This is a genomic window from Citrobacter sp. EC_71, from assembly GCF_019584005.1.
Classification (GTDB): domain Bacteria; phylum Pseudomonadota; class Gammaproteobacteria; order Enterobacterales; family Enterobacteriaceae; genus Citrobacter; species Citrobacter werkmanii.
Genome location: NZ_VDAY01000010.1, coordinates 1 through 21,210, shown reverse-complemented (window position 1 = coordinate 21,210; position 21,210 = coordinate 1). Strand labels below are relative to the sequence as shown.

The window sequence follows — 21,210 nt, the reverse complement described above, 5'->3', positions numbered from 1 at the left end:
ACGCGGGGATGACACACGATGGATCAAAAACAGATTGAAGAAATTGTACGCAGCGTAATGGCGTCAATGGGTGAGTCGCAGCCGCAGGCTCAAGAACCGTCAGCACCAGCAAAATGCAGCACCACGCAGTGCGCCACGCCGACCGGTGAAAGCTGCGCGATGGACTTAGGCTCAGCTGAAGCCAAAGCGTGGATAGGCGTTGAGAATCCGCACCGCGCGGAGGTGTTGACTGAACTGCGGCGCAGTACCGCGGCGCGTGTATGTACCGGGCGCGCTGGTCCTCGTCCGCGCACCCAGGCGTTACTGCGCTTCCTGGCCGATCACTCGCGTTCGAAAGATACGGTATTGAAAGAAGTGCCGGAAGAGTGGGTAAAAGCGCAAGGGCTGCTGGAAGTACGCTCGGAAATCAGCGACAAAAACCTGTATCTGACGCGCCCGGATCTTGGTCGTCGTCTGAGTGCGGAAGCCATTGAAGCGCTGAAATCGCAGTGTGTAATGAACCCGGATGTGCAGGTGATTATCTCTGATGGCTTGTCTACCGACGCTATCACCGCCAACTACGAAGAGATTCTGCCGCCGCTGTTGTCAGGCTTAAAACAGGCCGGACTGAAGGTCGGGACCCCGTTCTTCGTTCGCTATGGTCGCGTGAAAATCGAAGATCAGATCGGCGAGCTGCTGGGTGCGAAAGCGGTGATCCTGCTGGTGGGTGAACGTCCGGGCCTCGGCCAGTCGGAAAGTCTCTCCTGCTACGCCGTCTATTCGCCGCGCGTGGCGACGACCGTAGAAGCTGACCGTACCTGTATCTCGAACATTCACCAGGGCGGTACGCCACCGGTTGAAGCAGCGGCGGTAATTGTGGATTTGGCCAAGCGCATGCTGGAGCAAAAAGCCTCCGGCATCAATATGACCCGTTAAGGAGGCATCATGCCAGCATTAGATTTGATTAGACCTTCAGTCACCGCAATGCGCGTGATTGCCTCGGTAAATGACGGTTTTGCCCGTGAGCTTAAATTACCGCCACATATACGTAGCCTCGGACTCATCACAGCAGATTCTGATGACGTGGCGTATATTGCCGCAGACGAAGCGACAAAACAGGCGATGGTGGAAGTGGTTTATGGCCGCTCGCTGTATGCCGGTGCGGCGCATAGTCCCTCTCCAACCTCGGGCGAAGTACTGATTATGCTCGGTGGACCCAACCCGGCTGAAGTTCGCGCGGGTCTGGACGCGATGGTCGCCAATATTGAAAGCGGTGTAGCGTTCCAGTGGGCGAATGACGCAGAAGATACCGCCTTCCTGGCGCACGTGGTTTCGCGTACCGGTTCGTATCTTTCCGCGACCGCAGGATGCCGACTTGGCGATCCAATGGCGTATCTGGTGGCGCCGCCGCTGGAAGCGACGTTTGGTATTGATGCGGCGCTGAAATCTGCTGATGTACAACTGGTGACCTACGTGCCACCGCCGTCAGAAACCAACTATTCAGCCGCGTTTTTGACCGGTAGCCAGGCCGCTTGTAAAGCCGCATGTAACGCCTTTGCTGATGCCGTTCTGGATATTGCCCGTAATCCAATCCAGCGCGCGTAAGAGAGGTTGTGATGATCAATGCACTGGGATTACTGGAAGTGGATGGCATGGTGGCTGCCGTAGACGCGGCGGATGCCATGCTGAAAGCCGCGAACGTACGCCTGCTGAGCCACGAAGTGCTCGATCCTGGCAGGCTGACGCTGGTGGTGGAAGGCGATCTGGCGGCGTGCCGCGCAGCGCTGGATGCCGGCAGCGCCGCCGCAGCGCGTACGGGCCGTGTTATCAGCCGTAAGGAGATAGGCCGACCGGACGATGACACCCAGTGGCTGATCGGCGGTTTTAAGCGCCAGCCGAAGAAACCAGAACAGAAGCCAGAAGTGAAAACAGACGTAAAAGCAGAGAAGACACAGGACGCCCCGTTAACGTCTGAATCCTCTGAACAACTTCTGACGCTGTTAGCATCGGTCCGTCAAGGAATGACGGCAGGGGAAGTGGCTGCCCACTTTGGCTGGTCACTTGATGAAGCCAGAAAGGCGCTGGAACAGCTCTTTTCTGACGGAGCGTTGCGTAAACGCAGTAGTCGCTATCGCTTAAAAAATTAACCTGTCGGAGGGCCGGGGGCTTCGTTGAAGCTTCCGGCTTAAAAGATCATGAAAAAGAACCGTACTGCAAACCTGCACCATCTTTATCATGAAGTGTTACCCGAAGACGTTAAACTTACGCCGAAAGTGGAGGTGGACAACGTTCACCAGCGGCGAACAACGGATGTATATGAGCATGCGCTGACGATTACCGCCTGGCAGCAGATTTACGATCAGCTGCATCCGGGAAAATTTCATGGCGAGTTCACGGAAATCCTGCTCGACGATATTCAGGTTTTCCGTGAATACACCGGACTCGCGCTGCGCCAGTCGTGTCTTGTCTGGCCGAACTCGTTCTGGTTTGGCATTCCGGCCACGCGCGGCGAACAGGGGTTTATTGGCGCCCAATGTCTGGGCAGTGCTGAAATTGCCACCCGACCTGGCGGGACGGAGTTTGAACTGAGTACGCCGGATGATTACACCATTCTGGGGGTTGTCATTTCGGAAGAGGCGATTGCCCGTCAGGCCAACTTCCTGCATAACCCGGAAAGGGTGCTGCATATGCTGCGCAACCAGTCGGCGCTGGAAGTCAAAGAACAGCACAAAGCCGCGCTATGGGGCTTTGTGCAGCAGGCGCTGGCAACGTTTAGCGAAAATCCAGAAAACCTGCGTCAACCTGCGGTACGCAAAGTGTTGGGCGATAACCTGCTGCTGGCGATGGGGACCATGCTGGAAGAAGCGCAGCCGATTATAACCGCTGAGAGCATCAGCCATCAGAGCTATCGTCGTTTGCTGTCGCGTGCGCGCGAGTATGTGTTGGAAAACATGTCAGAGCCGCTGACCGTGCTCGATCTGTGTAACCAACTGCACGTCAGCCGTCGGACGTTGCAAAACGCCTTTCACGCGATCCTGGGGATTGGTCCGAATGCCTGGTTAAAACGTATTCGCCTGAACGCCGTGCGTCGCGAGCTGATAAGTCCGTGGTCGCAGAGTGTGACGGTGAAAGATGCCGCCATGCAGTGGGGGTTCTGGCATTTAGGGCAGTTTGCTACCGACTACCAGCAGTTGTTTGCGGAAAAACCGTCGTTGACGCTGCATCAGCGTATGCGGCAGTGGGCATGATAAGATTATGGTGCCGGATGTGACGCTTTGCGTCTTATCCGGCCTACGGGTTGTAGGCCTGATAAGCGTCGCGCCATCAGGCAATTACACCCAGTCGCGGACCTGAATAAATTCGCTAAGGGCAGCTTCCGGGCTGTTCGCTTCCGGCTGCCAGTCATACTCCCAGCGCACCAGCGGCGGCATCGACATCAGAATCGATTCCGTGCGCCCACCGGTCTGCAGACCGAACAATGTGCCGCGATCCCACACCAGGTTAAATTCGACATAGCGCCCGCGACGATAAAGCTGGAAGCTGCGCTCGCGTTCACCCCAATTTATCGCTTTACGTCGCTCAACAATGGGCAGGTACGCCTCGGTGTAACCTTGCCCCACCGCCTGCATAAAGGCGAAACAGTGGTCGAAACCCGGCGTATTCAAATCATCGAAAAACAGCCCGCCAATGCCGCGCTGCTCGTTGCGATGTTTAAGGAAGAAGTAGTCATCGCACCACTTTTTGTAACGGGGATAAATGTCTTCACCGAACGGCTGACACAGATCCCGCGCCGTACGGTGCCAGTGTACCGCATCCTCTTCAAAGCCGTAGTAGGGCGTTAAGTCAAAGCCGCCGCCAAACCACCAGACGGGGTCGGCGTCCGGTTTTTCCGCGATAAAAAAGCGCACGTTGGCATGACTGGTCGGAATGTAGGGATTCTGCGGATGCACCACCAGCGAGACGCCCATGGCTTCAAAGCTGCGCCCGGCAAGTTCAGGTCGATGGGCGGTAGCCGAGGCCGGCATCGCATCGCCGTGGACGTGAGAGAAGTTGACGCCCGCTTGCTCGAAAATACCGCCGTTACGCAGCACCCGGCTGCGCCCGCCGCCGCCCGCCTCGCGCTGCCAGTTATCTTCAACAAACTCGGTGCCGTCTACGGCGGATAACTGCTGGCAAATCTCGTCCTGCAGGCTAAGCAGGAACTGTTTTACGCGCTGTGCATCGGGCTTCATGATTAACGTTTCTTCGAGTGTGCTTTTTGGTTATCAAACCAGTGGAAATAGCTGATGATGCCATTGGCGATAGCGGTAGCAATTTTTTGTCGAAATGCCGCCGTGCCCAGCAGTCGTTCTTCTTCCGGGTTGGTAATGAACGACGTTTCGACCAGTACCGAAGGAATTGAGGGTGATTTTAGCACCACGAAGGCGGCCTGTTCCGTGCTGCGACTGTGCAGACGGTGTACCGGCTTGATCTTCTTAAGAATATGCGAACCTAACGTCAGGCTGTTTTTAATGGTATCGGTTTGCACCAGATCGAACAGCACCTGCTGCAACAAGTGATCTTTATCGGTGGTTTTTTTTCCGGCGACTTCATCGGCGCGGTTTTCGCGATCGGACAGATACTTCGCCATGGCGCTACTGGCTCCGCGATTGGACAACGCGAAGACCGATGCGCCCGCAGCGCTCGGGTTGGTAAAACCGTCGGCGTGGATCGACATAAACAGATCGGCCCCGTGTTTGTGGGCGATCTCGACGCGATCGTAGAGCGGAATAAACGTATCGCCGGAACGGGTCAGGCGTGCATCAATTCCCTGATTGCGAAGAATCGAGCGCACGTTTTTGGCAATCGCTAGTACCACATGTTTTTCCTTGGAACCGTTGCGGCCAATTGCGCCGGTATCAATACCACCGTGACCCGGATCAAGGACAACCACGCGTTTAGCGCCTGATTTTTTCGCTTTCGGTTTGCTGTGTCCATTACTGGTTTTTAGCGCTTCTTCTTTAGCGATGGCTTGCGACATGCCTGACAGCGTCAGGGCGGCCAGCCCGGCTTTCAGCACCTGGCGGCGCGATGTGAGTGTTTTTAGTGGTTTAAAAGTGCTCATACGGCCTGAGTTGTAAAAAAAAGGTTCTAAACGTTATATCGTATCGCGTAGTCCGTTGCGACGGATCGGGATAAGAATTGTTTTACTTTTCATTTCAATACGTGACAATTCCGTATTATGCCATTTTTTCCGCCGCTTCGCGTCAGATATTGGCTAAATCAGCCGTTCGCGCCATAATCGCTTTTTAACGTCCTGAAAAGGTAACCAATACCATGGAAATACGCGTTTTTCGCCAGGAAGATTTCGAAGAGGTGATCACCCTCTGGGAGCGCTGTGATTTGCTGCGTCCATGGAATGACCCGGAAATGGACATTGAGCGTAAAGTAAATCATGACGTCAGCTTGTTCCTGGTCGCTGAAGTGAACGGCGAGGTGGTCGGTACGGTGATGGGCGGATACGACGGGCATCGCGGCTCGGCCTATTACCTCGGCGTGCATCCTGAGTTCCGCGGTCGCGGCATCGCCAATGCGCTGCTTAACCGACTGGAGAAAAAGCTCATCGCCCGCGGGTGCCCGAAGATTCAAATCATGGTACGTGAAGATAATGATCTGGTGCTGGGGATGTATGAACGCCTGGGCTATGAACATGCGGATGTACTCAATCTCGGTAAGCGCTTGATCGAAGATGAAGAGTACTGAGTTTCACCCCGCCGACTATGACGGTCACGGGCGTCTGCGCCTGCCTTTTCTTTTCTGGTGCGTACTGCTGCTGCAGGCGCGCACCTGGGTGTTGTTCGTGATTGCCGGTTCTTCCCGTGAGCAGGGCAATACGCTACTGAATCTGTTTTATCCCGACCATGACGCATTCTGGCTGGGGTTGCTCCCCGGCGTTCCCGCGGTGCTGGCGTTTTTACTCAGCGGGCGGCGCTTTGCGTATCCGGGGGTATGGCGCTGGCTGCGCGGATTACTGATTCTCGCGCAACTGGTACTGCTCTGCTGGCAACCGGCGATGTGGCTGGCAGGCGATCCTGTCAACGGCATCGGACTGGCGCTGCTGGTGGCGGATATCGTCGCGCTGGTCTGGCTGTTAACCAATCAACGTCTGCGCGCCTGTTTTTCCCTTGAGAAAGAATAACGGCACTTTTTGGTGAAAGCGGACTCCAAGCAACGTTGATAAATAAGGAAGGAAGTGAAATGAAATCACTGCGTTTGACTTTATGCGCGATGCCGCTGCTACTGACCGGGTGTTCCACGCTGTCGTCGGTGAACTGGTCTGCCGCCAATCCGTGGAACTGGTTCGGTTCTTCAACGCAGGTCACTGAGCAGGGCGTCGGCGCGTTAACGGGCGCTACGCCGCTGGATGAAAAAACTATTGCTGATGCGCTGGATGGTGATTACCGCCTGCGCAGCGGGATGAAGACCGATGACGGTAATGTAGTGCGTTTCTTTGAAGCGATGAAAGATGACCAACTGGCAATGGTTATCAATGGCAGTCAGGGAACCATCAGCCGTATTGATGTCCTGGACAGCGATATTTCATCAGACGCGGGTGTCGAAATCGGTACACCGTTTAGCGACCTTTACACTAAAGCCTTTGGTAACTGCCAAAAAGCAACCGGCGATGACAGCGCGAGCGTTGAATGTAAAGCTGAAGGAAGTCAGCATATTAGCTACATTTTTTCCGGCGAATGGAGCGGGCCTGAGGGCTTAATGCCTTCGGACGACACGCTGAAAACGTGGAAAGTCAGCAAAATCATCTGGCGGCGTTAATTTGCGTCTGAACAAATCGACTTGCTAAAAAAACAGGTAGAATAGCGCCAATCAATGCCACGAGGTCGTGGCATCTTTTTTTCAGGAGGAACAATGTCTCAGGTTCAGAGTGGCATTTTGCCAGAACATTGCCGTGCGGCGATTTGGATTGAAGCCAATGTTAAAGGCGACGTTGAGGCCCTGCGTGCGGCCAGCAAAATCTTTGCTGATAAACTGGCGACCTTTGAAGCGAAGTTCCCGGATGCGCATCTGGGCGCGGTTGTGGCTTTCGGCAACAACACCTGGCGTGCATTAAGCGGCGGCGTTGGGGCGGAAGAGTTAAAAGACTTTATCCCTTACGGTAAAGGCCTGGCGCCAGCCACCCAGTATGATGTGTTGATCCACATTCTCTCTTTGCGTCATGACGTGAATTTCTCCGTCGCGCAGGCAGCAATGGAAGCATTTGGTGACTGCATTGACGTCAAAGAAGAGATCCACGGTTTCCGTTGGGTTGAAGAACGCGATCTCAGCGGCTTTGTTGACGGTACGGAAAATCCGGCTGGTGAAGAAACGCGTCGTGAAGTCGCGGTGATCAAAGATGGCGTGGATGCTGGTGGCAGCTATGTATTTGTGCAGCGTTGGGAACATAACCTGAAGCAGCTTAACCGCATGAGCATTCACGACCAGGAAATGATGATTGGTCGTACCAAGGAAGCCAACGAAGAGATCGACGGTGATGACCGTCCGGTTACCTCTCACCTGAGCCGCGTTGATCTGAAAGAAGACGGTAAAGGGCTGAAAATTGTGCGCCAGAGCCTGCCATACGGCACGGCCAGCGGCACACACGGTCTCTATTTCTGCGCCTACTGCGCACGTCTGCACAACATTGAGCAGCAACTGCTGAGTATGTTTGGCGACACAGACGGTAAGCGCGACGCGATGCTGCGTTTCACCAAGCCGGTAACCGGTGGCTATTACTTTGCCCCGTCGCTGGACCGCCTGATGGCGCTGTGATGTATTAACATTTTTAGTAAAGTTGTCTACGGACAATACTGGAAAGGGTCAATTTTTATATTGCAACGGCTTCTGTAAAAAGAAGCCGTTTTTATATTCTATAACCTGCTTTTTTGTTCATGGAATATATTAATGATTCATTTAATTGTTTTTAAAAAATACTTTATAAATAAAAGTAATGCTGAGGTGTAGATAATATTATTTAAAAAATAAAAGAATAAACAGGTGGCTTTTTTACTTGATATTGTTTTTGTGAATGTTTTTTTGTTTTTTTATATTGCTTATTGTATTGATGTTTTCTTAAAAATAAATGCCCATCTTTCTTTTATTGCTTTGGTAAATATAATATCCGCCAGGAACTATTCTAAATTGGTGTTTTTATGGAAGATTGGAACAATGGAAGAGAGTAACCCATGGCCAACGTTTGTTGATGCGTTTTCAACAGTGTTATGTATTTTTATATTTTTAATGTTAGTTTTCGTACTTAACAGTATGCTAATTATGTATGAAAGCTCTAAAAAACGTTACGAAGCACCTTCTCTGGTTGAACAAACTGTTCAGGCAGTAGCATCCCCGACACGCGGTAGCGAAGCCAGCAGCAGTGCTACCAGCATGACATCTAATCAAACCCGTACGGGTGATCAACTACAAAATAACCCTGCTGAAGGTGATAAAAAAAATGGTAGCCAGGACGCTGATGCCGATATGTTGGCTGCAGTTTCTTCAACTGATTCCACTGCGGCCTCTGATTCTACTGCCGCTTCAGCAGCGTCTACTGGTAGCGTAACGGAGCAGGCAAGCCATGAAGATAAGAAAAATGAAGTGATTAGACTGGCCGACAATCAAACTGCTACCTCGATTAAAGGGCAGGCTTCCGGTCAATTTGATACCTCGACAGCGACCCCATCCTGGGAGACTCAAGGCCACCAGTTTATTGTTCATTTTAAATCAATGGAGCAAGGCTATCCACAAGAGGTCATTGATGAGATGGATAAATGGTTTGGCGGAGATAAACCGGTCAGTATTGCAGTTTATGCCTATGTCAGCCCTTCTGTCGCTATTTCCGATGCTATGCGTCTGGCCTACGAACGCGGTGTGATCTTGCTGAAGGTCGTCAAAAGCAAATATCCCAACACGGAAGTTTCTATCTCAGTCGTTAATGATGCAACAACGTTGACGAATAGTGCCGTCATTACTAAGAGTGAATGATAAATAATGAATAACTTAAAGCGGTATCGTGCTTTTATTATTGCATTAGTGTTCGCATTTTTGCCTGTTATTTTGCTGTGTATGCCCGGTTTACGTGCCTATGTTTTTGAAACATGGCATGTCGCGGCATTCTACAGTTCCATCATTATTATTATGTATCTGACGGGAACATTTATTGTTATTTTCTCATTTATTGAAATAAGTAAGTGCGTAACTGTATTACGTAATAAGAATGCACAGAAACACTCTTATTTACTTGGTGATGCCAACAAGATTGTTTTCTCAGCGAGCCATGGTCTTGATGATGATACTGTTGCCACGCTGTATGAAAGCATGGATAACAGCGTGAATCGTAAGCAGAACCAGAGTCTGGCTGGGGTTATGACCTGCGCAAACCTGTCTACCATGATTGGCCTGTTGGGTACCTTCGCGGGCTTATCAATGACGATAGCGTCGGTCATCTCATTACTGGAGAAATCGCAAATCACCGGCGGTAACGAGGCAGATACATTAGGGATCATCGTCAGTGTGGTCTCCTCGCTTGCTGAACCACTTAAGGGAATGAATACTGCATTCGTTTCATCAATCTATGGGGTGGTGAGCGCTATTTTACTGAACGTGATGTGTTCTTTCCTGCGTGGAGAGTTTACCCGTTTAGCCATCGATTTACGCAATGCGCGCCTTGATTTCGTCAGAGAATGTCATGAGCGCAGTAAAAACGCTGCGATCGGAAAAACGAAAACCCTGCGTCTGATAACCGATCTGGACGATGTGATCAAAGAGTTTAAGGCGGGTATGTTCGGTTTTCAGGAACGTCTGACCAACGCATTCGACGCCAGCAACAACATGCTGAATTCACTTCTAAGTTGCACTGTAGAAGGTTCTCGTAAGGCTGAAATATTTAATGACACCCTTATTGCCGCGGTTCATCAACAGGTTGAACAGTTACAGCAAATAGATAAGTGCATCACCTCTAATCATTCCGTTTTGCTCGGGATAGAGAAAGAGGTCGGCGCGTCTACGCAAGCTCTGGTCAACCAGGGAATGCATCTTGCAGCGCTAACCGAAAGTCAATCTTTGCTGCAGGCCAGTCAGCAACAGCTGATGATTACGCTTGAGTCTCAGAGTAGTACGTTGGGTGAATTACTGGCCGCGCAAGCACATACCCATCATGCCGTCCTCGAGGTCAGTGATGGTATTGGAGACCTCGATGCCAACGTGGGTGAATTACATACCGTTGCTGAGCGCCACTTCAGCGAGCAGGCTTCACTTCTGGCTGGCATCTCCAACGCTGTAGAAACCGCCGAACGCCTCAACCTCGAGCGCCATCATGAAACCGTCGCCACGCTGGATAGCCAGTCACAGACGTTTGAACCCCTGCTTGGACAAATTGCCGGAATGCACCGCAACCTGCAAAAAGAAATTAATGTCCTTAAGGAGAAAAAAAGCCATGAATAAATCCGTCATTGCTTTGCTTATTCTGGGGAGTTCACTGCCGTTGGCCATCAGCGCTCATGCCGAAACGAGAGACCATACGTTGCCGCTGCGAACGTTAATTGTAGATGCCCTAAACTCGCAACCTTCTGTGGCCATTGCCTCGTGGGAGACCGAGATGCGTCACCAGGAGACGAACATGAGCAAAGCGTCTCTCTATCCGACGTTGGACGTTTCGTCAGAGGCAATCCATAAAAAAACGGACGAACATGATAATGAGCAGAACGTAGAGAATAAATTAACCCTCGCTTACCGTATCGCGGATTTTGGCGTCAGAAGCAACAATATTTCTAAGTCTGAGCAGCAGGAAGAGGCTAGTAAGTACGATTTCCAGCAGGAGTTGCTCACAACCGCACAAAAAACGGCCGATGCCTATTTGTCAGTGGAAAAAACCCGGCAGATACTTGCAGTGATCGACGACGAGAAAATTTTTTACAGGCAGATGCTGAATGATTTCTCCGATCTCATCGCCGCAGGCGCGGCGATGCAGTCGGATATCCGTAAAGTTCAGGTATCTATCGACTCTTTAAGCACCCAAGAGCTGAATTTCCGTGCGCAACTGGATACGCAATTGATGATGCTGCGTAATCTTACGGGAGACAATGTCACCGCTGAAAACTTGGGTAAGTTGCCTGATTTTTTCAATAAATACCCTTTTAATGCTGATAAAGATGCGGTTTATAAAAAAATCATGCAGGATAATCCGACGTATCTTTCTTTAATGAAAGCTATATCTGCAGCAAATGCTGAATATTCGGCGGCAAAATCAGCTAATTATCCGGTTGTGGATTTCAACGCCCACTACACGGACAATAATCCATCTAAAGATGCGCAGCAGGATGATTATGAGGATGAGATCCAGGTTGGCGTTAAAGTAGGCTTTAATATTTTTAATGGTTTTAAGAACCAATCAGAAGCTGCCAAATTTAGCGCGAAATATACCCAGGCAAAATTGGGTCTTGATGATTTTATTTTTAAAACCCGCAATAGTGTTGATGCTTCTGTCTCTAAATATATGACGGGAAAAGATTCATTAGCTATATCTAAACGATCTTATGAAAATGCTGGGAAACTCATTGAACTGTATAAAGAAGAGTTCAAATTGGGTCAAAAGTCGCTACTCGACTTTATCTCCAGCAGGAATGAACATTACCAGGCTAACCTGACAATGATTGAGTCACAATTCTCTATCTATCAGGCTAAGCTTGAACAGATGGCCCAACTCGCCGATCTGTTACATGAACTGTATCTGGAACCTGGCCAGATACTGCCTAAAAACGGTTCTCTGTCGCAATGAACAGGAAACAGTGTGACCATCTGATGATGGTCATCATCGTGATGACCTTTGTCATACTCCTACTTTTTAGCCTGATAAAGATAAATTCGGTCGTGCATGGCAGCGGTGTCATTATTACCAAGGATAATACTCAGGTCGTTTCTCTCTCTAAAGGAGGAACGATTGATGCAATACATGTCGCTGAAGGGGATTTTGTCACCAAAGGCCAGATCCTTGCCGAAACATCGAACTTTGATATTCAGAAAGAAAATGAGCGTACCCAAGCTCAGCACCGCTATCTTGCCTTATATATCAAAGAAATGATGTCCATTTTGGCCTGGAGTCAAGATTACACTCTCTTTGATATTAGCAATATCACGAATCAGGACTTGATTGGTAATATACAATTGTTAATTAGCCAGACCAAAACAAAGGATAACAAAATCAACAGCCTCAATTCTGAAATTGAGCGCTTAGGTATTTCTAAAATCAGCAAGAACAGCGAGCTAATGCTTGTTCAGGAAGAGGTTAATCTTCTTTCTCCTTTGGTTAAAAAGGGTATCAGTTCTTATACTACCCTGCTGGCAAAAAAACAGGCGGCAGAGCGTCTAAAGTCTGAGCTTATCGATCTTGAAAGCCAGATAGTGGCGAAATCAGAAGAGATAAAGGTAATCCATAGCGAGATTAATGACGATGTCTTTACTTTTCGTAATACCTTGTCGAAAAATCTTGTCGATGTTCAGCATGAAGCTGTGCTTAATGACTCTGCCATGAGTGTATTACAAAAGCAGATGAAAGAATCTCGCGTTCGATCGCCCATTGATGGCGTGATTTATCAAATCAACAAAAATGCCTTCACCAAAGGCGGCGTTATACAGGCCGCTGACTCGCTGTTTGAGATCAAACCGATGTCAACCAAAATGCTCGCGGAAGTAAAAATTCAGCCCAAAGATCGCGATCAAATTTATGTTGGTGGTTCGGTTAACGTGAAAATTCTCTCATTTATTCTCTCGGGTTCAAAACCTTATACCGGTGTGGTAGAGCAAATCAGTCCCGACTCCTACGAGGATACGGTTAATGGAAATACGGTGAGGTATTACAAAGCTATCGTAGAGTTCACTATCGGTACGAAAGAACGTGATGTTATCAAACCTGGGATGACGGTAGATGCTTTCATTATTACAGGTAACCACAGCATATTAAAATATCTCGCTTCGCCATTGTTGCGCGGCCTTCAACAAGTTTTCAGTGAGCCGGTCATCACTGACAGTAAATCAACTCATTAATTCAGGGTGATAATATGAGTAATACTATTTTTGCAAGCAATGATTCAGTGATCGACTTACAGCAGTATGGTGCTATGGATAGTGCCAAAGTCGTCATTAGTGGGACCGACTTTAAATTTATTTTTCCGGGTAATGTGGTGGTTAACATTATTAACGGCGCTCTCTATTCAAGCCTTGAAAATAACCACGTTCGCTTTAAATTCTATGGGAGTGATGTCTCTGGTCAGCAACTGCTGAAAACGATCGACTTAAGCAACCTTCAGCTTGAACGACTTGATTCTGCACTGTCAGATCAACGTCAGGAACATGTGCTGAAAGATAATATCAATATGATTAGCGAGATTGATGCGAAAGCCCTTGAAGAAGCTAAAAAAGAGGCTGCTGACCTGAAGCATGAAGCAGAAAAAATGCGTTCTGAAGCTGAAGAGGCGCAGAAAGCTTCTGCGGAAGTTCAAAAGCAGCTTGAGGAGTTTCTTAATGATAAAGCGCAGAGCAATGGCCAAAATGGCGCAGCCTCTCAGAACCAGGGAGAGGCGCAGCTGGATGCAAGCCTTTATCATAAGAAATATGACGATGACTCTGTCGCTGAGGCCAGTCGTTTAATTTTCTCTGATTACTCCTCCAGTTCATCCAGTTCTTCAAGCTCATCAGACTCTGACGAAACGACCGTAGACGTAAAACCTATTGATGTGACCCTTAAACTCGATGAGGGCAGTGATTCTGGTATAAAGAACGATAATATAACCAACATCACCACACCGCTGTTTGTGGGGTCCACCGATCCCGGTTTAACGGTTTCACTGCGCGTAGATGGTGTGGTTGTTGCCGTCACGACCTCCGATGCGATGGGCAACTTTTCATTCACTAGCGGAACGGTGCTGGCTGACGGGCAACACAACGTCCAGGTCGATGTGACGGACGGGCAGGGTGGAAGCGGTAGCGCGAAACTTATCGTCACCATTGATACTGTTATCGCAGCCCCTACTTTCGAACTTGACGATCAGTACGCCATTCCTGAAGCCGATCGTATCGAAGGCGAAAACCTTACCCGTTTTACCGATGCGAAAATTATTGGTGAAGCTGAAGCAGGGTCGCAAGTTGCTATCTATTCCAATGGTGTTCTGCTTACCACGGTCACCGTAGATTCTGATGGCACCTGGTCGTATCAGTTTAGTGGTTCAGAATTAAATGAAGGCATTAATAATATTGAGATTGATGCTACGGATAAAGCGGGAAACACGGCATCAACGACCGGCGTTATTACGCTGGATACGATTCCTCCAGAAACACCCGTTATTATTCTTGATGAAGCCAGTGATACGGGGATGTCCTCGACCGATAGCCTGACCAATGATAAAACACCTTCCCTTCATGGTAATGCTGAACCAGACTCCACGCTTGAGTTATATCTTAATGGCTATAAAGTTGCCGATATCAGCGTGGATTCCATGGGGAACTGGCAATATACTCTGCCGGAAAATAAAATTACCGCTGACGGCGTTTATACTTTCGAAGTGGTTTCTTCCGATCGTGCCGGTAATACCTCAACCGCACAAATAGATGTTACTGTCGACACCGATATTGATGCGTTCACGCTGGCTATGACCAGCCAGTCAGATAGCGGAATTGCCGGAGACAATTATACCAACGATACTTATCCAGCGTTTACCGGTAAAACGGACCCAAATAGTCATATTGTGATCACTAACCTGACGACCGGGGAAACGATTGAAATCGATGCTACACAGAGTGGTAATTTCAGCTTTAACCTGGCGCAGGCCTCTGCAGAAGGGCAGAACGAACTCTCAATTACCGTAACCGATTATGCGGGCAACCAGCAAACCTTCAGCTACGAATATACCATTGATACGGTTGCTCCCGTATCGCCAGATATTGAACTGGATAAATATACGGTTTCAAAATCAGGCGACATACTAACAAATGACAGCACGCCAGCCTTTACCGGGACAGCAGAGGCGGGCAGTACGGTAACAATTTATATTGATGGCAAGGCCTATGGCACGGTGACGGCAAACCGCGATGGTATCTGGTCGTTTACCATGCCGAGCGATCTGGCTGAAGGTAGCCATACTGCAGTCGCTTATGCTACTGACCTTGCGGGAAATACTTCGGCATCATCTGCTGATTGTACTTTTATAGTCGATACAAGCACGACCTCACCCGTTGCCACTTTGCTGGCTGACGATGATACGGGGGTAAATCAGACTGACTGGATCACCCGGCAAAATGACAATTTGACAATTGATGGGACTGCTGAAAAATACGCCACCATTACCGTGATGATCGACGGAAAAGCAGTGGGTACCACCCTGGCTGATGCTAATGGTAACTGGCAGTTCGAATATGATCCGAATCCAGCCCTTTCCGACGGCGATTATACGCTAACTTTTCAGGCTCAGGATGAGGTAGGAAACACCTCGAGCAGCAGTTACGAATTGGTCATTGATACCGTCACCGTCACTCCGTCGCTTAAATTAGATCCGGGTTCAGATACGGGATCGTCGAATGATGATGGCATTACCAAAGAGACGCAGCCACTATTAACTGGAACGGCTGAAGCTAACGCGATGATCGAGATCTTTATTGATGGCACTTTGATCGGTCAGGTTGTCAGCGACAAAAATGGTGTCTGGAATTATCGAATCCCAGAAGAGGCGAACTTAGCTGATGGCGAGCATACCGTCGTCGTACGAGCTACAGATGTCGCAGGCAACAGTGCAAATTCAACCACGCTGGATATTGTCGTCGATAGTACGATCGAAACACCAACCATTCATCTTGATAGCGATAGCGGCATAAGTGATGCCGATCGCATTACCAATAGTGCTTCACCGGTTTTCTCCGGATCCGCTGAGGCTTATTCCAGTATCACTATTTATCAGGACGGTAAGGCGATAGCTAAAGTCAGCGCGGGCGCTAACGGAAACTGGTCTTACAGCTTCACGGGATCGCAGGCGTTGAACGATGGAAGCTATATTTTTTATATCACAGCAACAGATGTTGCAGGTAACTCTGCGACATCAGAAAAAATTCAGGTCACCATTGATACTCAAGTGTCTACCCCGACGGTGGACCTGGCAGACGCCAGCGACAGCGGCAGCAGCGCGACCGATAACATCACCAACGACACCACGCCGCTGTTCACCATCGGTAATGTGGATGCGGACGCCGTCAGCGTGCAGGTGCTGATTAACGGCACTGCCTATGACGCCGTGCAGGCGGACGGGACGTGGACCTTTACCGCCCCGCAACTGGCGGACGGGGAGTACAGCATCACCGTGCAGGTGACGGATGACGCGGGGAACACCGCGACCTCGACCGCACTGGCTATCACCGTGGACACCACCGTGGCGGCCGCGGTCATCACCCTGAGCGACGACACCGGCACCACCGGCGATAACCAGACCAACGTAGTGACACCGGGCTTTGCCATCACCACGGATAAAGACGCCGTGAGCGTGATGGTGAGCATCGACGGCGGCGCCCCGGTGGCAGCAACAAAAGATGCAGACGGGCAGTGGCATATCACATCCGGCGAGCTGGCCGACGGCGACCACAGCATTGTGGCGACGGTGACGGATGTGGCGGGGAACACCGCCACCTCCGATCCCCTGAGCTTTACCGTCGACACCACCCTCTCGGTGCCGACGCTGGACCTGGCAGACGCCAGCGACAGCGGCAGCAGCGCGACCGATAACATCACCAGCGACACCACGCCGCTGTTCACCATCGGTAATGTGGATGCGGACGCCGTCAGCGTGCAGGTGCTGATTAACGGCACTGCCTATGACGCCGTGCAGGCGGACGGGACGTGGACCTTTACCGCCCCGCAACTGGCGGACGGGGAGTACAGCATCACCGTGCAGGTGACGGATGACGCGGGGAACACCGCGACCTCAGCGGCGCTGGCGGTCACCGTGGATACCACCGTGGCGGCCCCGGTCATTACGCTGAGCGATGACACCGGGACGGCGGGGGATAACCAGACCAACGTAGCGGCGCCGGGCTTTGCCATCAGCACCGATGCGGATGCGGTCAGCGTGATGGTCTCCGTTGACGGCGGCGCGCCGGTGGCGGCAACAAAAGATGCAGACGGGCAGTGGCATATCACATCCGGCGAGCTGGCCGACGGCGACCACAGCATCGTGGCCACCGTCACCGACGTGGCGGGGAACACGGCCACCTCCGATCCCCTGAGCTTTACCGTCGACACCACCCTCTCGGTGCCGACGCTGGACCTGGCCGACGCCAGCGACAGCGGCAGCAGTGCGACCGATAACATCACCAGCGACACCACGCCGGTGTTTACGCTGGGCAATATCGATGCCGACGTGACGGAGGTGCAGGTGCTGATTAACGGCACCGCCTATGACGCCGTGCAGACGGACGGGACGTGGAGCTTTACTGCGCCGCAACTGGCGGACGGTGACTATACCGTGACGGTGCAGGTGACGGATGATGCCGGTAACACCGCGACCTCGGCGGCGCTGGTGGTCACCGTGGACACCACCGTGGCGGCCCCGGTCATCACCCTGAGCGACGACACCGGGACGGCGGGGGATAACCAGACCAACGTAGCGGCACCGGGCTTTGCCATCAGCACCGACCCGGATGCGGTGAGCGTGATGGTGAGCATTGACGGCGGCACCCCGGTGGCGGCAACAAAAGATGCAGACGGGCAGTGGCAGATCACGTCCGGCGGGCTGGCCGACGGCGACCACAGCATTGTGGCCACCGTCACTGACCTCGCGGGCAACACCGCCACCTCCGATCCCCTGAGCTTTACCGTCGACACCACGCTGTCCGTCCCGACGGTGGATCTGGCTGATGCCTCTGATACCGGCAGCAGCGCGACCGATAACATCACCAGCGACACCACGCCGGCGTTCACGCTGGGCAATATCGACGCCGACGTGACGGAGGTGCAGGTGCTGATTAACGGCACCGCCTATGACGCTGTGCAGACGGACGGGACGTGGAGCTTTACCGCCCCGGAACTGGCAGACGGTGACTATACCGTGACGGTGCAGGTGACGGATGATGCCGGCAACACCGCGATGTCCTCAGAGCTGAACGTGACCGTGGACACCACCGTGGCGGCGCCGGTGATCACCCTGAGCGACGACACCGGCACCACCGGCGATAACCAGACCCGCGACACCACGCCGGGCTTTGCCATCAGCACCGATGCGGATGCGGTGAGCGTGATGGTGAGTATCGACGGCGGCGCCCCGGTGGCGGCAACAAAAGATGCAGACGGGCAGTGGCATATCACATCCGGCGAGCTGGCCGACGGCGACCACAGCATCGTGGCCACCGTCACCGACGTGGCGGGGAACACGGCCACCTCCGATCCCCTGAGCTTTACCGTCGACACCACCCTCTCGGTGCCGACGCTGGATCTGGCTGATGCCTCTGATACCGGCAGCAGCGCGACCGACAATATCACCAGCGACACCACGCCAGCGTTTACGCTGGGCAATATCGACGCCGACGTGACGGAGGTGCAGGTGCTGATTAACGGCACCGCTTACCCGGCGACACTGGCGGACGGGACGTGGAGCTTTACTGCGCCGCAACTGGCGGACGGGGATTACAGCATCAGCGTTATCGTCACCGACGACGCGGGCAATACCGCGATGTCCTCAGCGCTGAACGTGACCGTGGACACCACCGTGGCGGCCCCGGTGATTACGCTGAGCGATGACACCGGGACGGCGGGGGATAACCAGACCAACGTAGCGGCGCCGGGCTTTGCCATCAGCACCGATGCGGATGCGGTGAGCGTGATGGTGAGTATCGACGGCGGCGCGCCGGTGGCGGCAACAAAAGATGCAGACGGACAGTGGCAGATCACATCCGGCGGGCTGGCCGACGGCGACCACAGCATTGTGGCGACGGTGATCGATATTGCCGGCAATACAGCGACGTCCTCACTGGACTTTACCGTGGACACCACCCTCTCGGTGCCGACGGTGGATCTGGCTGATGCCTCTGATACCGGCAGCAGCGTGACCGATAATATCACCAGCGACACCACGCCGGCGTTCACGCTGGGCAATATCGACGCCGACGTGACGGAGGTGCAGGTGCTGATTAACGGCACCGCCTATGACGCCGTGCAGACGGACGGCACCTGGACCTTTACCGCGCCGGTCCTGGCAGACGGTGACTATACCGTGACGGTGCAGGTGACGGATGACGCGGGCAACACCGCGACCTCGACCGCGCTGGCCATCACCGTGGACACCGCCGTGGCGGCCCCGGTCATCACCCTGAGCGACGACACCGGGACGGCGGGGGATAACCAGACCAACGTAGTGGCGCCGGGCTTTGCCATCAGCACCGACCCGGATGCGGTCAGCGTGATGGTGAGTATCGACGGCGGCGCGCCGGTGGCGGCAACGAAAGACGCGGCCGGTCAGTGGCATATCACGTCCGGCGAGCTGGCCGACGGTGACCACACCATCGTGGCCACCGTCACCGACCTCGCGGGCAACACCGCGGACTCGGCGACCCTGAGCTTTACCGTCGACACCACGCTCTCAGTGCCGACGCTGGACCTGGCAGACGCCAGCGACAGCGGCAGCAGCGCGATGGACAACATCACGAACGACACTACCCCAACCTTTACGCTGGGCAATATCGACGCCGATGTGACGGAGGTGCAGGTGCTGATTAACGGCACCGCCTATAACGCCACGCAGACGGACGGGACGTGGACCTTTACCGCCCCGGCGCTGGCAGACGGTGACTATACGGTGACGGTGCAGGTCACCGACGACGCGGGCAACACCGCGACCTCAGCGGCGCTGGCGGTCACCGTGGACACCACCGTGGCGGCCCCGGTCATTACGCTGAGCGATGACACCGGCATGGCGGGAGATAACCAGACTAACGACACTACGCCGGGCTTTGCCATTGCCACGGATAAAGACGCCGTGAGCGTGATGGTGAGCATCGACGGCGGCACCCCGGTGGCGGCAACGAAAGACGCGGCCGGGCAGTGGCATATCACGTCCGGCGAGCTGGCCGACGGTGACCACACCATCGTGGCGACGGTGACGGATGTGGCGGGGAATACCGCCACCTCGGACATCATGAGTTTTAACGTCGACACCACACTCTCAGTGCCGACGCTGGACCTGGCAGACGCCAGCGACAGCGGCAGCAGCGCGATGGACAACATCACGAACGACACTACCCCAACCTTTACGCTGGGCAATATCGACGCCGATGTGACGGAGGTGCAGGTGCTGATTAACGGCACCGCCTATAACGCCACGCAGACGGACGGGACGTGGACCTTTACCGCCCCGGCGCTGGCAGACGGTGACTATACGGTGACGGTGCAGGTCACCGACGACGCGGGCAACACCGCGACCTCAGCGGCGCTGGCGGTCACCGTGGACACCACCGTGGCGGCCCCGGTCATTACGCTGAGCGACGACACCGGTACCACCGGCGACAACCAGACCCGCGACACCACGCCGGGCTTTGCCATCACCACGGATAAAGACGCCGTGAGCGTGATGGTGAGTATCGACGGCGGCGCGCCGGTGGCGGCAACAAAAGATGCAGACGGGCAGTGGCATATCGCCAGCGCCGCGCTGGCCGACGGCGACCACAGCATTGTGGCCACCGTCACTGACCTCGCGGGCAACACCGCCACCTCCGATCCCCTGAGCTTTACCGTCGACACCACCCTCTCGGTGCCGACGCTGGACCTGGCAGACGCCAGCGACAGCGGCGGCAGCGCGACCGACAACATCACCAGCGACACCACGCCAGCGTTCACGCTGGGGAATATCGACGCCGACGTGACGGAGGTGCAGGTGCTGATTAACGGCACCGCCTATGACGCCGTGCAGACGGACGGGACGTGGACCTTTACCGCCCCGGAACTGGCAGACGGTGACTATACCGTGACGGTGCAGGTGACGGATGACGCCGGCAATACCGCGACCTCGGCGGCGCTGGCCATCACCGTGGACACCACCGTGGCGGCCCCGGTCATCACGCTGAGCGACGACACCGGGACGGCGGGGGATAACCAGACCAACGTAGCGGCACCGGGCTTTGCCATCAGCACCGATGCGGATGCGGTGAGCATGATGGTGAGCATTGACGGCGGCGCGC

General features: G+C 53.2%; 15 protein-coding genes. 13 read left to right on the top strand and 2 right to left on the bottom strand.

All coding sequences use genetic code 11. The features are described from left to right. Window positions 1-18: 18 nt before the first annotated feature. The 4 genes from eutC to eutR are packed head-to-tail and all read left to right on the top strand — an operon-like array spanning window position 19 to window position 3,227. On the top strand, window positions 19-915 hold the full coding sequence (gene eutC / locus FHD02_RS12660; RefSeq protein WP_220393923.1) for an ethanolamine ammonia-lyase subunit EutC: 897 nt from the start codon (window positions 19-21) through the stop codon (window positions 913-915). Between the two features lie 9 nt (window positions 916-924). After that, window positions 925-1,584 carry an ethanolamine utilization microcompartment protein EutL gene (eutL, locus tag FHD02_RS12655; RefSeq protein ID WP_220393922.1) on the top strand — a complete coding sequence of 220 codons (660 nt, stop codon included), beginning with the start codon at window positions 925-927 and terminating at the stop codon, window positions 1,582-1,584. 11 nt (window positions 1,585-1,595) lie between these two features. Next, window positions 1,596-2,126, top strand: coding sequence for an ethanolamine utilization microcompartment protein EutK (eutK, locus tag FHD02_RS12650; RefSeq protein ID WP_042306913.1), 531 nt, complete (start codon window positions 1,596-1,598; stop codon window positions 2,124-2,126). 48 nt (window positions 2,127-2,174) lie between these two features. Next, window positions 2,175-3,227, top strand: a complete 1,053-nt coding sequence (eutR, locus tag FHD02_RS12645; protein ID WP_079223204.1) for an HTH-type transcriptional regulator EutR — start codon at window positions 2,175-2,177, stop codon at window positions 3,225-3,227. An 84-nt stretch (window positions 3,228-3,311) separates the two neighbouring features. Here eutR and hemF read toward each other — a convergent pair whose 3' ends face one another. Both hemF and amiA read right to left on the bottom strand, forming a co-directional pair. Then, complete coding sequence (gene hemF, locus FHD02_RS12640) at window positions 3,312-4,211, bottom strand: oxygen-dependent coproporphyrinogen oxidase (RefSeq protein ID WP_137360605.1); 900 nt, start codon at window positions 4,209-4,211, stop codon at window positions 3,312-3,314. Window positions 4,212-4,213: 2 nt separating this feature from the next. After that, entirely contained in the window at window positions 4,214-5,083 is an 870-nt protein-coding gene (gene amiA / locus FHD02_RS12635) for an N-acetylmuramoyl-L-alanine amidase AmiA (protein WP_038642512.1), read from the bottom strand. A gap of 212 nt (window positions 5,084-5,295) precedes the next feature. Between amiA and FHD02_RS12630 the strand changes: the two genes are divergently transcribed. The 9 genes from FHD02_RS12630 to FHD02_RS12590 all read left to right on the top strand — a co-directional run. After that, window positions 5,296-5,721, top strand: coding sequence for a GNAT family acetyltransferase (locus FHD02_RS12630; RefSeq protein WP_006683546.1), 426 nt, complete (start codon window positions 5,296-5,298; stop codon window positions 5,719-5,721). Continuing rightward, window positions 5,708-6,157, top strand: coding sequence for a DUF2919 domain-containing protein (locus tag FHD02_RS12625; RefSeq protein ID WP_079223208.1), 450 nt, complete (start codon window positions 5,708-5,710; stop codon window positions 6,155-6,157). The genes FHD02_RS12630 and FHD02_RS12625 overlap by 14 nt, the downstream gene beginning before the upstream one ends. A gap of 59 nt (window positions 6,158-6,216) precedes the next feature. Next, entirely contained in the window at window positions 6,217-6,792 is a 576-nt protein-coding gene (locus FHD02_RS12620; RefSeq protein ID WP_061382172.1) for an RpoE-regulated lipoprotein, read from the top strand. A 93-nt stretch (window positions 6,793-6,885) separates the two neighbouring features. After that, on the top strand, window positions 6,886-7,785 hold the full coding sequence (gene yfeX / locus FHD02_RS12615) for a porphyrinogen peroxidase (protein ID WP_042306924.1): 900 nt from the start codon (window positions 6,886-6,888) through the stop codon (window positions 7,783-7,785). Window positions 7,786-8,010: 225 nt separating this feature from the next. Continuing rightward, window positions 8,011-8,994 (top strand): hypothetical protein, encoded by a 984-nt coding sequence (locus tag FHD02_RS12610; RefSeq protein WP_220393956.1) that lies wholly within the window; start codon window positions 8,011-8,013, stop codon window positions 8,992-8,994. Between the two features lie 6 nt (window positions 8,995-9,000). Then, a complete protein-coding gene (locus tag FHD02_RS12605) occupies window positions 9,001-10,452 on the top strand; it encodes a MotA/TolQ/ExbB proton channel family protein (protein WP_137360608.1) in 1,452 nt (483 codons plus the stop codon). Further along, complete coding sequence (locus tag FHD02_RS12600; protein WP_170972915.1) at window positions 10,445-11,785, top strand: TolC family protein; 1,341 nt, start codon at window positions 10,445-10,447, stop codon at window positions 11,783-11,785. Before FHD02_RS12605 ends, FHD02_RS12600 begins: the two co-directional genes overlap by 8 nt. A 23-nt stretch (window positions 11,786-11,808) precedes the next feature. Next, complete coding sequence (locus tag FHD02_RS12595) at window positions 11,809-13,050, top strand: HlyD family type I secretion periplasmic adaptor subunit (RefSeq protein ID WP_304502712.1); 1,242 nt, start codon at window positions 11,809-11,811, stop codon at window positions 13,048-13,050. 14 nt (window positions 13,051-13,064) lie between these two features. Then, window positions 13,065-21,210: Ig-like domain-containing protein (locus FHD02_RS12590; RefSeq protein ID WP_220393920.1), on the top strand; the 8,146-nt coding region annotated here is incomplete at its 3' end.

Coding starts and splice junctions, on each gene's coding strand:
- FHD02_RS12605 (WP_137360608.1), top strand. CDS start 9,001: ATGAATAACTTAAAGCGGTATCGTGCTTTTATTATTGCATTAGTGTTC.
- eutC (WP_220393923.1), top strand. CDS start 19: ATGGATCAAAAACAGATTGAAGAAATTGTACGCAGCGTAATGGCGTCA.
- FHD02_RS12600 (WP_170972915.1), top strand. CDS start 10,445: ATGAATAAATCCGTCATTGCTTTGCTTATTCTGGGGAGTTCACTGCCG.
- hemF (WP_137360605.1), bottom strand. CDS start 4,211: ATGAAGCCCGATGCACAGCGCGTAAAACAGTTCCTGCTTAGCCTGCAG.
- FHD02_RS12630 (WP_006683546.1), top strand. CDS start 5,296: ATGGAAATACGCGTTTTTCGCCAGGAAGATTTCGAAGAGGTGATCACC.
- eutL (WP_220393922.1), top strand. CDS start 925: ATGCCAGCATTAGATTTGATTAGACCTTCAGTCACCGCAATGCGCGTG.
- FHD02_RS12625 (WP_079223208.1), top strand. CDS start 5,708: ATGAAGAGTACTGAGTTTCACCCCGCCGACTATGACGGTCACGGGCGT.
- eutK (WP_042306913.1), top strand. CDS start 1,596: ATGATCAATGCACTGGGATTACTGGAAGTGGATGGCATGGTGGCTGCC.
- yfeX (WP_042306924.1), top strand. CDS start 6,886: ATGTCTCAGGTTCAGAGTGGCATTTTGCCAGAACATTGCCGTGCGGCG.
- FHD02_RS12620 (WP_061382172.1), top strand. CDS start 6,217: ATGAAATCACTGCGTTTGACTTTATGCGCGATGCCGCTGCTACTGACC.
- FHD02_RS12595 (WP_304502712.1), top strand. CDS start 11,809: ATGATGGTCATCATCGTGATGACCTTTGTCATACTCCTACTTTTTAGC.
- eutR (WP_079223204.1), top strand. CDS start 2,175: ATGAAAAAGAACCGTACTGCAAACCTGCACCATCTTTATCATGAAGTG.
- amiA (WP_038642512.1), bottom strand. CDS start 5,083: ATGAGCACTTTTAAACCACTAAAAACACTCACATCGCGCCGCCAGGTG.